We start from the raw sequence: 14511 nt of genomic DNA, 5'->3' as shown, positions 1-14511 counted from the left end.
GGGCGGTTATTTGCACCGCCCCGTCGGATTGTTCAGTTACAAAACGCTGTGAATGGCATCCTTGATAATTGCCAGATCCTGATCGCGGGTGCGCCAGTTGCTAAAGGCAGCGCGAAACCCGAACCGGTCATTGTAAATCGTCGGCGTAAAAAACACCTTCCCCGTGGCGTTGATCCGCGCCAGAAGCTGGCGGTTGGCATCGTCGTTTCCACGCCCGCAAAACATCACCACATTTAACAACGGATCGCGCAGTAATATCAAATCGTCATGGTCGACCACCCAATGGGCAAGATCGCGCGCCTGATCACAATTGCGCATCACAATATCGGCGCACCCTTCCCGGCCATAAGCCGTGATCGCCATCCAGATCGGCAAGGCGCGAAACCGGCGTGAATTTTCGACACCCCGATTGATATAGTTATTTCCCGGCACATCCGATGTCAGATAGGGAGCAAAGGCGCGAAAGCATTTTTCCAGTATCGAAATCTGCCTTGTCAGGAAAATCCCGCAATCATAGGGCACATTCAGCCATTTATGCCCGTCCGATGTAATTGAATCTGCCCGATCAATTCCGGTTAATAAATGTGCCCGACGATGATCAAGGGCGGCAAACAAACCAAATGCCGCATCCACATGCAACCACGCGCCATAGGCAGCACACAAATCGGCAATCGCGACCAGATCATCAAAATCGGTGGCGTTGACCGTGCCGGCACTGGCGATCACCATTTTGGCTTTCGAGGTGCTATTTGCCAGCTTGTCGGCCAAATCCTGCACATGCATGGCTTCGGTGCCCGGGTCGGTCGCGACACGAACAATGTTGTTGCGCCCCACCCCGGAAACCGACAAATCCTTGATCATGCTGGCATGCGGGGTGGCGGAAAACACCTCGAAGCCGGGCAAGGCCATTGCGCCATCGCCATCCACATCAATGCCCACCTGCTCGCCACACCATTGCCGTGCGGTTACCACCGCCAGCAGGTTTGATGCGGTCGCCCCGGTGGTCAGTGCGCCATCAAACCGGTCGCGTGGCAAGCCACCCAAATCGCAAATCCAGTTGATAACCTGCTGCTCGACTGCCGATGCCACAGATCCTTGCGGCCCGGTTGCATTCTGGTCAATGGTGCTGGCGATCCAGTCGCCTGCAACAGCGGCCGGGGTGGCGCCACCGGTGACAAACCCCAAATAACGCGGCCCGCTGGACGTTGCCAGAAAAGGCAAAATTTCCTGTTTTAACGCGTCCAATGCCGCCAGCGCCCCATCGCCACGGGCAGGCAGGGCGGCAAACGGGTCAAAGGAACTGCTGTCATCGCAAATAACCGGCGCATCATCGCCCGCGTTTAAATAATCCTGTGCGATATCGCCAACCTTGGCAAAAATATCGCCGATCTGGTTCAGGTCCTCAAATTTCCGGTTCATCTTCGTTTCTTTCTCGCAGGATTTCTGCATAAACATCGCGGTCGATATTCGCACCGCTTAAAATGATAGCGTTCTTTTTGCCAATTGCCCGGTTTTTATCGGCAATAACGGCGGCCAGCGCACAGGCCCCGGCCCCCTCGGCCAGATTATGGGTGGCGCTGAAATAAAGCCGCATCGCCTGTTTTATCTGATTATCTGACACGGCAATAATATCGCTTGCCCCGCGTTTGATAATTTCAAACGCCGCCGGGTCGGGCTTGCGACACGCCACACCATCGGCAAAGGTCACAGCGGTTCTGGTTTCGCAAATCTCACCCTTGTAAAACGACTGCCGCACCGCATCGGCCCCGGCGGCAACAACGCCGATAATGTCGGTTTTCAACCCCAAAGCATCGCGCACCGTGATCAGGCTGCAAATACCCGACCCCATGCCAATCGGCACATAAACCCGGTCCAGCTTCTCAATCGCTTCAAACAGCTCCACGCCATAAGATGCCACCCCGCGCACCAGTTCGGGGTGAAACGGCGGCACCATCACCAAATCATCCTCGACCGCCTTTTGGCGGGCAAAATCGGCGGCATCCTGAAAATCGTCCCCCTGCTCGATCACGTCGGCCCCAAGGGCGCGCATGGATGCATTTTTTTCGCAGGAATTACCAAACGGGACAATGATGGTAGCACGCATGCCAAATACGCTGGCGGCATAGGCCAGGCTTTGGCCATGATTGCCGCGTGTCGCACTGATAATGCCATTAATGATTTGCGTCGACCGCGACAAATAACGGCAAAAGGTCAGCCCGCCCCGCACCTTGAAAGCACCCAGCCGGGTGTGATTTTCGTGTTTGACGTAAATCGACAACCCTGTCGCTCGCTCCAGAAGCGGCCATCGAATGGCCGGGGTCGGCGCAACATAGCCATGCACAAAGTCGGCGGCGTCGTTCAATTCCCGGGCGGTAAACATATTGTACCCCTGTATAAGGATTGTGTGGCACGTTTGAAAATAACAGGGCGTGCCGTTTTTTGACACAACATTGTATCCCCAAGCCGGGGTGGCGACCGGAACGCGAGGGAGCGGTGCGTTCCGGCCGTAGCGCGGTTAATAACCGCGCGGAGGGAAGTCTTTCATCACCGGGGCGGCGATATAGGGCTCGATATCGGATTTTGTCAGCCCGACATCTTTAAGCAGCCGATCATCAAGATGACGTAAATTATTATGATCGCGCGATTTTTTTTGCATAGATACCAGGTTTGCAAACAGACGACGGATCGCTGTGCCCACAAAACCCTGGCGGGTTGCTTTTGCATTCCCTGCGCTCTGGTCCTGCGGCATTGAACCGCCTGCGAGAGTCGCAGGAAACTGAATTGTATCGTTACAATTATTCATGTGTTCCTCCTGCTTTCAAATTGTATCCATTTCCTTTTGTCATTGACATTGTAACCCTGTCAAATTAAACATTGTCACCATGACAATATGGATCCCCGATCTTTCATCCGGCAGCGGCCCGGTTTATCGCCGCATCGCGCATGCCATTGGGGCTGCCGTTGAAAAAGGGCAATTGCAGGCGGGTGACCGCCTGCCGACCCATCGCGACATGGCCTATCATTTAGGTGTGACCGTTGGCACGGTGACCCGTGCGTACCGCGAGGCCGAAAGACTGGGCCTTGCCATGGGCGAAGTTGGCCGTGGCACTTATGTCAGCGCGCCGCTCGATATTGGTCAGCCTTTATTGCTGCCCGGCCATCCGGTTGCCTTTGGCAAGGATGGCGGACCAACAAGCGACGACGACCCCGCCAGCGTCGCCCGGCAAAACACCGCCAATGGATATGTTCAGTCTGGCACTGCCAGCGCGCCGGTAAATTTTGGCACCGCCGATGTTTCATTTACGCAAAACCGCGATTCCGAAACGCCCTATCCGGTAAAAATTGATGACGGCCCGATCAATTTCCGCATGAACTGCCCCCTGCCGCCGCAGGAAACCCATATCAATCAGGTGCTGATCGACATTGCGCAAAGCGGATCAATTGAAAACCTGATCACCTATAAAACCGAATATGGCATGCCCCATCACCGTCAGGCGCTGGCCAAAATGGCAGGGCGTTTCGGGCTGGACGACAACCCCGACCGGGTATTGCCAACCGCAGGCGTGCAACATGCCATGACAGTGGCCTTAATGACCTTTACCCGGCCGGGTGATCTGGTTTTGTGCGAAGAATTAACCTATCCCAACCTGCGCAGTCTGGCCGCGATGATGCAGTTTCGTTTGCGCGGTATCGCGATGGACGAAGAAGGCATTTTGCCCGACGTGCTGGATAATTTGTGCCGCACCCAGTCGCCCCGGGTGATCTATTTAATGCCAACCCTGCATAACCCGCTATGTAGCACCATGAGCCACGAACGCCGGGTTGCCATTGCCGAGGTGCTGCGAAAGCACAACCTCCTGCTGATCGAAGATGGCATTTATGGCTTTTTAAACCCCGATTCCCCGCCGCCGCTTTCGTGTTTTGTCCCCGAACGGGCCATTTACCTTAACGGCATTTCCAAAAGTGTTGGCGGCGGCCTGCGCATCGGCTTCATTCATGCGCCGATCCAGTATGTTGCCAAACTGGCCAGCGGCATTCGCACCACCTGCTGGATGACGCCGGGTATTAATCTGGAACTGGTCACCCGGCTGATTAACGATGGCACGGTCGAGCGATATGAGCGCTGGCACCGCGAAGAAGCATCGCGACGACTGGGCGTTATTCTGGGCAGCCTCAAGGGCTATGATGTGCGGTTCCACCCCACCAATTACCACATCTGGCTGACCCTGCCCGACCATGTTGAAACCAGCGAACTGGTTATGAATGCGGCGAATTCCGGCGTTATGTTGACCGCCGCCCAGCAATTCGCCGTTGGCGTGCCGCCGCGTGGCTTGCGTCTGTCATTTGGCGCGGAACGTTCAACCGAACGCATTCATCACGGCGTCAACATTTTGCTGCGCCTGTTACAAACCAGCGAGTTTAGCGACGCAAATGTGATGTAACGATCACGGCAAAACACCCACAGGACACATTGGCCTGACGCCATTCTAAAGCTGGTATCAGGCCTCTCCTGCCCGTTTAACAACATCTGGTCCCCCCAGCCGTTTGAAAAACCACACTGCAAGTTCGCTATTGCCTGTTTTGGTGTCTGCTTCCAACCTGCCATCGGCGGGGCACGGGCGCAAATGTTGCGCTATGAACGGCTCGGACAAAGGCACCAGTTGCCAATATAGTTGCCGGATAACCTCGCGTGCCCGGTGCCCGGGCCAGTCGGCAGGCAATAATTGGGCTGGCAACCCCGGATCGCGCAAAACCACCTGCTTAAAGCCGTGCATCAGCACCATACGCAGGGCAAAGGCCAAATCCGGCGTGCATTCGGAGGCCAGATCAATTGATAACAATGGTTCGAACAAAGCCAGTTTTTGCAAATATTGCTGCTGCAACGATGCCAGGTTCCAGGTGGATGCCACCATGTCGCGCAAGGAAGCGGATTCGACAATATCCTGCGTTTCCGCCCGCAACGATATTGCCGCCGATGCCAGCCCGGTTTCGTTTAGAATTTGCCGCGTCAAAACAACATCAATGCCCGGATGGGCAAAGACATTACTTGAAACCATCCCAAACCCGCGCCACGACAATGTCCGCGCCACCGAACGTTTTTGCTCCGTGCTCAGTGAATGATTATCAAACATAATCAAGGTCCACTGCCCGTCCCACCCGGTTGCCGGGGCGGTGTAAAACTGGCGACATCCCGGTTCGATCAGGCGCCAGCCTTCATGCGTTACCCGGTAAACTGCCTGTCGCCCCACCCGGCTTGTCTCAAGCCAGCCATCACGCGACATGCGAAAAACAGCGGTGCGTAACACCCGTTCGCTAACCCCGACCGGCGATAACAGCGAAATCAGGTCGGCCAAAAAAACAGATTTGCCCCGGGGGCGCAAAACGTCACATAAAAACGTCACGACAACCGCACGACTGCGCAGATCAAGCTGGGCGCGAATTGTTTCAAACTGCTGAAAGGCAGGGCTGCTTTGCCGGGGCATGGAACTCCTTGCAGGCAGGATTTGAATGGATATTAACACGCCCTATTGCCTGTTCTCGGCATCAGGGCGGGCGGCTCCTCTTGCGTTGGCGCGCCGCATCAAACATGATACATAATTATCAAAAATCAACTAAATTTGTATCATAATGGTATAAATTTTGCTGCGAATGCCAAGGCAGGCAAAATTCACTCAGGCAATGCTTGACCATTGTTGACGCTTGCTTTCAAAATCATGCCGCAGTTGCGTTTTCGGGCTTTGGCCCGGCGCAAATTTCCGGGGTTCCTTACAAAAGAGCGCACATGCCGATTTCCAGCCTAGATGCCGACGATTGCAGTTTTCCGCATTTTCGTATTCGCAGCCCGCAAAAGGACACATCACCGGAAATATTCAATTTTACATCGCATTATCGTGCCGCCGAGGCCCTGAAATTTGGCCTGTCCATGTCCGAGCCGGGCTTTAACGTGTTTGTGCTGGGCCTTGACCGCGCCGGTCGCATGACCGCGACGATGGATTATCTGAAAAAATCGATGGAGGACCACCCGGCCCCGGCCGACTGGGTGTATCTGAACAATTTTTCACGCAGCAACCGCCCCCGCCCCTTCAGCCTGGAACCAGGCAACGGTCGCAAGCTGACCGAGGCGATGGAAACCCTGATTTCCCATCTGCGCGAGGCCTTTGCCTCTGCGTTTAGTGCCCCGGCCCATCTGACCGAAACACAGGCCCAAACCGAAGAAGCCCGCCATCAGGTGCGCGATAAATTCGAAACCCTGCGCAAATTCGCCCGTGAACGGTCGCTTGATGTGCAGGAAAACGAAAAAGGCGTCATGATTGTCGCCCTTGATGACGAGGGCGAGCCGATCCCGATGGACAAATTGTCCAAGGAGCGCCGCGATACTGCCGATGCCGTATTTGAAGAAGTCGCCGAGGAAGCCCGCAAAACCCTGCTTTCGACCCGGGAACTTGAAGACCAGATCGGTGATACCCTTGATAGTCTGCGCCGGTCCGCTGCCAGTGTGGTGTTAAAACCCCGCATCGAAAAACTGCGCGAGGTTTTTACCGTGCCGGGCCTGAAAGCGTGGTTCGATGCGCTTGAGGCCGATATCCTTGATAATATCGATGCCTTTGAAGAACCAGACGACCAACCCGCCATTGACCTGGGCGATGGCAAAATGCCCGAAACGGTCGAAGATCGTTATGCGGTTAATTTGCTGATTGATCATTCCCGCGATGATCATCCCGATGTGGTTCTCGAACCCTCGCCCAGCTATGATAATTTGTTTGGCCAAATTCAATATCGCCCGATGGCAGGCGGCATGCACCCGCATTTCTCGCTGATCAAACCGGGTGCCTTGCACCGGGCCAATGGCGGGGTTTTGGTGTTGCGTGCCGAAAGCCTGGTCGAACATGAAGAAAGCTGGAGCTATTTAAAGGCCGCCCTGCGCGACGGTGAAATCCGCATCGAGGAACGGCAAAAATCGGGCCCGCCGACCGCAGGTGCGCCCGAACCACGTGCCATTCCGCTTGATGTCAAAATTGTCATCGTTGGCGCGCCGAAATATTATTATTCGTTCTTTTCCCAGGATGTCGATTTTCGCAATCATTTCCGCGTCAAGGCCGATATCGACCCTGATATGCCCGCCATCACGCGCAACATCACCACCTATACCGGGCTTCTCACCCGCTCGGTTCTGGCGCGATCCGGCATTGCAATTGATACCGGTGCCATTCGCCAGTTACTCGGCCAGGCATCACGCTGGGCCGGGGAACGCGACAAACTTTCTGCCCAGATCGAACGGGTGGAAGACGTCGCAATAGAAGCCGGTGCCCTGGCAAAAACCGATGGCCGCACCACCATTCGGGCGGCCGATGTCAAACGCGCAATCGAAGAACGCCGCCATCGCAACAGCCGCCTTGAAGACCGCTCGCACGAACGCGTTCAACGCCGCGAAGTCCTGATTGACAGCTTTGGCAGTGTGGTCGGACAGGTTAACGCCCTGACCGTGCTTGATTACGGCGATCATGCCTTTGGTCTGCCCGCCCGTGTCACTGCGCGCAGTTATGTCGGCAATCTCGGGGTTCTGAATATCGAACGCATGGTCGATCTTTCGGGGCCATTACAGCAAAAATCGGTCATGACGATTGAAGGTTTTTTGAAATCCCGCTTCGCGCAGGAATTTCCGCTGTCTTTTGCCTGTTCGGTCACGTTCGAGCAAAATTACGGTGGCATCGAAGGCGATTCGGCCTCGCTGGCCGAGCTATGCGCGATTATTTCCGCCATTTCCCAGGTGCCGCTCAAACAAAACATTGGCGTTACCGGCTCGATGAACCAGTTTGGCGAAGCCCAGGTGGTTGGCGGCATCGCCCATAAAATCGAAGGGTTTTATCGTATTTGCGCCGATCAGGGATTTACCGGTGATCAGGGAGTTATTGTGCCTGCCGCCAATGCCGAAAACATTATTCTGCGTGACGAAGTGGTGCATGCCATTCGCCAGGGTAAATTCAATATCTGGACCATCGATAATATCAGCGACGCCATCGAAATTCTGACCGGCAAACCCTGTGGCGATTCTGCCGACGGCAACTACCCCGCCGACAGTGTTTTTGGCCGGGCGATGGAACGGCTGCGTCGCAATGATGTGTTATTGCGCGAACGTCATGCTTATCCGGGGTGGTCGGAATAACAATGTCCTTGCCCCGGCCTGAAACACGCCTTTCTGCTGCCAGCCCCCGGTCAAACCGGGGCTGGCAAACCCTGTGCCTTGCCACTGTGTTGTCGGCATTGTTTCAGGTCACAATTCCTGGCCCCCGCGCCGCCGCCCAGAATGTGGATTTAAACAGCCAGAACGACACCGTTTCAGGGTTGGCGGCCATTCCCACCGACCTTCCCGCCAGTGCGCGACGCAGCAGCCAGTATATCCCCCCGTCCGGGCCGCTTGATTTGCTTGAACTGGCGCGCGCAAAAAACCGCAACGGCACAAACCCCAACCAAAACGGGACCGCCGTTACCGCGCCAAACACCACCCCGGACGAGGCCGATTTTTTGCTTTCAAGTCGTTATCGCAGCGAAAAACTGCAAAAACCGCGCTTCCAAACCGGCATCCCTCAAAACCGCAATATGCCCGCGCGCCCTGCTGGCATTATTCAGGCATCCATCATGCGCTCTGATGGCGCGACGCCTGCAAACGCAACCCAATGGGCTCGTCCCCAATCAGGTGCGCCCGCCCAACCAGCCGCCCGCGCCACACCCACCCTTTCAAAACCGGTAAAGGCTGCACCGCCGCCCAATGCGCAAATGGTAACACCGTGGTCGCAGCCGCAAACACCAGCGTTAGCGCCAGCGCCCGTCGCAACACCGGCACTTGCACCTGCCCCGGCAGCACCGCCTGCACCACCAGCACCCGCGACCGAAATTTTTGCGATCCCTTTGGCGGCACCCAAGGCAACGCCAACCACCAACAAAATGGCGCCGCCATCTGCGGCAGGCGAGATGCAAACGCCACAGCCACAACCGATGCCACTGCCCGCACCACAAACAACAGCCCCCACCCATCCGGCACCGGTCATGCCCGTGGTGGCAAATGGCGATTTTGCCCTGCAACTAGGGGCGTTTCGCACGGCAATTTCGGCCGAAACCTATTGGGCCAGTTTTGCCATCCGCTATCACGCACTGGTGCAAAACCGTCACCATTATCTCGAACAGGTTGACCTGCCCGAAAAAGGCCGGTTTCACCGGCTGCGCATTGGCGGCTTTGCCACCTTGACTGAGGCCAAAGAAAAATGCCGCCAGCTAATGGCTGACGGCACTGCATGCATTGGAATACCGAAATAAAATCCAGGTATTACTGCCCGGCTGGCGCCGGAGAAAGCAGCGTAATTTTATCAACAATCAATGTCGTTGCCTCGCGGCAAGTGGTCATCAGTGCCGAATGGCCGGTTACGCGCACGGTGTCGCCGGTCCGAAAGTCGCTGGCCTTGTTAGCCAGTGCATATAACGTGCCGTCATTGGCGCGGAATGTAACGCATTCCTGCCCCTGATCGGTAATTTCACCCGATACAGTAATATTATCACGATTGAACGCCGCACAAGCGCCCAGCATCAAAACCAGTGTTGATACCGCGACGATCTTGATGTGCCTGTTACCCAACCAGAATTTCATTTTTCACGTCTCCTTGACGAATTTTCGTCTAAAAAAGCCGACTTTAAAGTTGCTGTTAACACTCTTGTAACCGACAGCTTCTAAAAAAGCATATCTGATTCCATTTTGTAATCGTTTCGCCGTCACGTGTCATTGTCCGAAACCAGCAATGGAACAACATGAAAGATGTTGATCTTCATCTCCTGCAGGCGCTGTTAAGGGAGGCTGAATCACGTCTAAATCGAAAAGACACGCCAAACGAGAAACTGGCAAATGAATTTTCCCTTTTAATCGAACATGCCCGGTCCCTGCAAACCCGCCTTGACCAGTCCGAAACCCGTATTCGCCAGCTTGAAAATCTGGTCGATATGGACGAACTGACCGGGCTTTATAACCGGCGCGGATTTACCCGCCAGTTAAAACAGGCCCTTGCCAGCGGCGAACGTCACACCCACCCGACCCAGGTGATTATTGCCGATCTTGATGGCTTTAAACAAACCAACGACCAGTATGGCCATGCCGCAGGCGATGCCATTTTGCGCCATTTTGCCCGCCTGATACAAAAACAGTTGCGCGGTGCCGATTTTGCTGCCCGCCTTGGCGGCGACGAATTTGCCGTCGTCTTGCGCCACGCAACCACAGACGGCACGGCCTCTTTTATCAAACGGCTACAATCCACCCTCGGCAGATCTGCGGTTTTGTGGCAACATCAGAAACTGCCCGTTCAGGCCAGTTTCGGTTTTGCCACCAGCACCGAAGATGCCGGCATGGCGCAGTTGCTTAACCTTGCCGATCAGGACATGTACCGCCACAAACATGCCCATCGCACGATGCCAGACGAAACCGCCCCCCGGCAGCCCCGCAAACGCCGGGATGTGGATGCCGCCTGACGGCACCTGTTTTTTTGTTTTTTGCGGTTTTCCTTCATTATCGTAGCAATAAGCGCTATCTATACAAATGGGGTAGATCAACCGGGCAGAAACCCGGGTCACAATAACAAAAGCATAGCTTGGCGGTCACGGAATGACGGAACGTTCTTCAGGCGATATCGGGGAAACAGATCGCGACCTTTTGGCCGCGATGGCATTCTGCTGGGCCGACATGCTGCTCGAAGTCGACGAAAACGGCTATATCCTGTTTGCCGCCGGGGCCATCGAAAGTCTGCTTGGCTGCCCGCCCGAACGCCTGCTGGGCGAAGCTTTGGAACAACTGGTCATTGCGGCTGAACGCCCCCTTTTGCGCGCCTATCTGCACAGCAGTACCGGCATCAAACGGCTTGAGGAACTGGACCTTAACCTTTCAGTTCCTTCAACACTTGATATCGTCCCGCCCGTTATCCTGCCGGTATCGATCAGCGGCTATCTGATCAGCGATCCGATCGGGCGTTATTTTCTGGCCCTGCGTCATCGGGCCATTCGCCCGCGCGCGCGCCACGGCATCGACCGGCTGATATTGCAACAAGGCGTCACGGGGCGCACCCGGCTGGCCCGCAAAAAGCCCCGCGCATCTTCCGACATTGCCCAAACGGCAACCTCGCGTTTTACCAGCCCGGAAAATTCGACACATAACGAACCGGCCCCCCATCACAATACCGCCCTGATCGTTCTGGAAAACCTTGCCGCCGCACGCAGCCGTGCCGAAACAGACGCGGCAAACGAGCTTTCCGACATGATCCGCCAGCGCGGCCGCACCGCCCCCGAAAAAACCGACAACCCTGCCCGCATAATTCGCCCCGGCATGCATGAACCCATGATCGAACTTGAGCGACGCATTGTCGCCTATGCCAGCGCCCTGCGCGCCGATCTGGGCGAAGGCGGACACCCCGCTTCCCTGTCCGCAACCAGCCCGCCCGACGAAACGTCCGATCTGCCATTTCATATCGAGCCGGACCCGGCGCTGGAAATCACCCGCCTGACGAACGACAATATCAGCCGCGATGCACTGGCCCTGTCAGACCTCGACGATCAGGCCATTGCGGCATCGTTTGCCGAAATTGAAAATGCAATCGATGACCCGGTTTTTGAAGGCCCCGATTATGACGTTGCCCACGCGGTTCATCATCAAACCACCATTGGCAATGACGGCTTTACCACCAATCTGACCCGCGCTGTCGCCTATGCGCTTAATCGGTTGCATGCCCGGCGCGATGACCACGACGATGTCAGCCCCGAAAAACTTTCCGCCAGCCTGCCCGGCCTTATTCAGGAAACCATGAAATCGGTTCGGGCTTTTCGCAAAATTGTCCAAACCGGGTCCTTTTCGGTCGCCCTGCAGCCCATTGTCAGCTTAAGCAACGAAGAAATTCACCATTACGAGGCACTGGCCCGCTTTACCGGCACAGACGACACCCTCGCTGTCGATCAGATTATTCATTTTGCCGAAGGCACGGGCCTGATTACCGAATTTGACCTCGCAATGTGCCGCAAGGTTCTGGACTATATGTCATCGCCGCAATGTCGGTCGGGGGTGTGTATTGCCATCAATCTTTCCGGTCATTCGCTTGAACAAACTGACTTTGACCAAGCCTTGCTAAATGTTCTTGACGAATTTGCCCTTAACCCGTCGCTGGTCTTTTTTGAAGTTACCGAAACCTCGCGCATTACCAATTTGCATCTGGTGAATGCGACGTTGCAAAAACTTCGCGCGCGCGGACACATGGTTTGCCTGGATGATTTTGGCGCCGGAGCAGCCAATTTTGAATATCTGAGCGCGCTCGACGTCGATGTGATCAAGTTTGATGGCCGGGCCATGCAAACGGCGCTGGCCAATCCCAAGGGCCGCGCATTCCTCAAGGCAACAGCCTCACTTTGCCGTGACTTGCATATCCGCACGATCGCCGAAATGATCCATGACATGGAAACCTTCGAAGTTTTACGCGATCTTGGGATCGATTTCGGACAAGGCTATCATTTTGGCCACCCGGAAGCTGTCAGTTTTACCCCAAACAACAGTCCGGCAAGCGGTGTTCGCACCGATACCGGCAGCCCGCAAGCAGGAGAAAGGTCATGATTTCACGTCTGATTTACCGACTAAAAAAATCAGCCCGTGATGATATGCCCGACTCTGTGCTGCAAAACACGGATACTGCTTATACAATGGACGAGCCTTCTGCTGCCCCGCACACCGCGCAAGACACACCGCCGCCCGACATGCGCACCGTCTCCGCGCGGCGCGAGGCCGCCATTAACGGCACTTTAAGCGCCCATGACGCCAGTGATGTTGACCAGAACGCCCTGCGTTTTGAACTGGACCCGACCACAATGGCCCAGGCCGAGGCCCCGGTTATGGTCATGCGGCGCGACGGACAGCCGTTATTTGCCAATAAAAATGCCATGGGTTTTGCCGACGGTATCCGTGAAGGCCTGTTTCCCGAAATTGTCGCCCTGACAGAACGCGCCCTGGAAACACCGGGCGGTGTGGTTGAACTTTTAACATTCGAAGTCCAGCGCGGTACGGCGACACTGGAATTAACCGCCCTTCCCATGCGCGATGACTATATCTTGCTGTTGCCACGCGATGTATCGATGGATCGCAATCTGCGCGAAGCCCTAATCGATTCGCGCCAGCGCTATCGCGATATTGTCGAGGTTTCATCGGCGTTCGCCTGGGAAACCGACGAAAGCGGAAAATTTGTTTTCGTCTCGCCGCGCGGCGCCATGGATTATAAGGCCCAGGCCCTGTTGGGCCGCATGCCCACCGATTTCATGATCGAAAAAACCGATCAGGATGCCGAACAAATTTTCAAAACCCGCCGGGACGTGCGCGATATGCCGATCTGGTTTTATCGCGCCAATGGCAGCAGCGCCTGCCTGTCGGTATCGGCAACCCCGATTGTTAACCGCGACGGACAATGGAGCGGCGCCCGCGGGCTTGCCCATGACATTACCGAACAACGCCAGCACGAAAGCGAAATTGCCAACGCGCGAAACCGCGACCGGTTGATTACCTATATTGTGCGCGCTATGCGCGATGAAATTGACCCGACCGAAGTGTTGCGCAACGCCGCCTCGGCCAGTTCACGCGCCCTTGCCTGTGCTGCTTGCGTCATTTTTCGCCCCGACAGCGACAGTGGCGACATGGTTGAAGTCGCCAGTCAGGGCGAAGACGCGCTGAAAAAACATGCCGCCGATATTTTAAACGCCCTGCCCGCCGATACCGATAATCAGGAAATTGCCCGCGACGATTACTGGATAAAAATTAGACGGTGCCATTATCACCACCGGGTCAACGGGGCGGTGGCCTTTTTGTTTGATCGTCATCACCCCCTGCCCAATGACGGCGAACGCGCAATTATGGACGATGTCGCCGACCAGATCGGCATCGCCATTGAACAGGCCGACAATCACGACCGCATTGTCACCCTGTCACGAACCGATGGCATGACCGGCCTTTTAAACCGGCGCGCCTTTTTTGACGAATTAAAACGCCGCTATGCGCGCCTGATCCACGAACCCAGCCCGGCATCCTTAATGTATGTCGATATGGACAATTTCAAACTGGTCAATGACATTCACGGCCACCAGCGCGGCGACGAAGCCATTTTACGGCTTAGCCAGCTATTGCAGGAAAACACCCGCCCGGGCGACCTTGTGGCCCGGCTGGGCGGTGATGAATTTGTCATCTGGCTGGATGGTGCAGACCGTAATGCTGCCGAAAACCGCGCCAAAGACCTGATTTCCGCCAGCGCCATATTGCGGTCCTTTTCCGGAAGCGAGGACCGGCCTCTGGGTATTTCACTGGGCATCGCCGTTCACGAAACCAACGAAACCGAAAACATAGATGACTTGGTCCAGCGGGCCGACGACACCATGTATTTCATTAAGAAACACGGCAAGGGCAGCTATGCCATTGCGGAACCTGTTGGCGCGCATGCGCCGACCCGAACCGACTAG

11 protein-coding genes are annotated in these 14511 nt (G+C 55.7%); 6 read left to right on the top strand and 5 right to left on the bottom strand.

The window, feature by feature from the left end; translation table 11 throughout:
• Positions 1 to 36 precede the first annotated feature (36 nt).
• From TMES_RS09345 to TMES_RS09335, 3 genes are all read right to left on the bottom strand, one after another.
• The gene (locus tag TMES_RS09345) at positions 37 to 1419 is read right to left on the bottom strand and encodes a pyridoxal phosphate-dependent decarboxylase family protein (protein WP_245835303.1); all 1383 of its coding nucleotides are present in this window, start codon (positions 1417 to 1419) and stop codon (positions 37 to 39) included.
• On the bottom strand, positions 1403 to 2380 hold the full coding sequence (locus tag TMES_RS09340) for a threonine dehydratase (protein ID WP_085581760.1): 978 nt from the start codon (positions 2378 to 2380) through the stop codon (positions 1403 to 1405). Before TMES_RS09340 ends, TMES_RS09345 begins: the two co-directional genes overlap by 17 nt.
• A gap of 135 nt (positions 2381 to 2515) precedes the next feature.
• A complete protein-coding gene (locus TMES_RS09335; protein ID WP_158091216.1) occupies positions 2516 to 2749 on the bottom strand; it encodes a DUF1127 domain-containing protein in 234 nt (77 codons plus the stop codon).
• A 133-nt stretch (positions 2750 to 2882) separates the two neighbouring features.
• Between TMES_RS09335 and TMES_RS09330 the strand changes: the two genes are divergently transcribed.
• Positions 2883 to 4442, top strand: a complete 1560-nt coding sequence (locus TMES_RS09330) for an aminotransferase-like domain-containing protein (protein WP_085581756.1) — start codon at positions 2883 to 2885, stop codon at positions 4440 to 4442.
• 57 nt (positions 4443 to 4499) lie between these two features.
• Here TMES_RS09330 and TMES_RS09325 read toward each other — a convergent pair whose 3' ends face one another.
• Complete coding sequence (locus tag TMES_RS09325) at positions 4500 to 5483, bottom strand: PaaX family transcriptional regulator (RefSeq protein WP_085581754.1); 984 nt, start codon at positions 5481 to 5483, stop codon at positions 4500 to 4502.
• A gap of 299 nt (positions 5484 to 5782) precedes the next feature.
• Here TMES_RS09325 and TMES_RS09320 point away from each other — a divergent pair, with 299 nt between their 5' ends.
• A complete protein-coding gene (locus tag TMES_RS09320; protein ID WP_085582088.1) occupies positions 5783 to 8164 on the top strand; it encodes an ATP-binding protein in 2382 nt (793 codons plus the stop codon).
• Positions 8165 to 8166: 2 nt separating this feature from the next.
• On the top strand, positions 8167 to 9312 hold the full coding sequence (locus TMES_RS09315) for an SPOR domain-containing protein (protein ID WP_085581752.1): 1146 nt from the start codon (positions 8167 to 8169) through the stop codon (positions 9310 to 9312).
• Between the two features lie 10 nt (positions 9313 to 9322).
• Here TMES_RS09315 and TMES_RS09310 read toward each other — a convergent pair whose 3' ends face one another.
• Entirely contained in the window at positions 9323 to 9640 is a 318-nt protein-coding gene (locus TMES_RS09310) for a DUF5818 domain-containing protein (RefSeq protein ID WP_085581750.1), read from the bottom strand.
• Between the two features lie 158 nt (positions 9641 to 9798).
• Here TMES_RS09310 and TMES_RS09305 point away from each other — a divergent pair, with 158 nt between their 5' ends.
• The 3 genes from TMES_RS09305 (at position 9799) to TMES_RS09295 (ending at position 14511) form a co-directional block, all read left to right on the top strand.
• Complete coding sequence (locus tag TMES_RS09305; RefSeq protein ID WP_085581748.1) at positions 9799 to 10509, top strand: GGDEF domain-containing protein; 711 nt, start codon at positions 9799 to 9801, stop codon at positions 10507 to 10509.
• 133 nt (positions 10510 to 10642) lie between these two features.
• Positions 10643 to 12628 (top strand): sensor domain-containing phosphodiesterase, encoded by a 1986-nt coding sequence (locus TMES_RS09300; protein WP_245835302.1) that lies wholly within the window; start codon positions 10643 to 10645, stop codon positions 12626 to 12628.
• Positions 12625 to 14511, top strand: a complete 1887-nt coding sequence (locus TMES_RS09295; protein WP_245835300.1) for a sensor domain-containing diguanylate cyclase — start codon at positions 12625 to 12627, stop codon at positions 14509 to 14511. Before TMES_RS09300 ends, TMES_RS09295 begins: the two co-directional genes overlap by 4 nt.

This window comes from Thalassospira mesophila (genome assembly GCF_002115755.1).
Classification (GTDB): domain Bacteria; phylum Pseudomonadota; class Alphaproteobacteria; order Rhodospirillales; family Thalassospiraceae; genus Thalassospira; species Thalassospira mesophila.
Note: the sequence above shows the minus strand (reverse complement) of the source record. Positions and strands in the feature narration are given on the sequence as shown.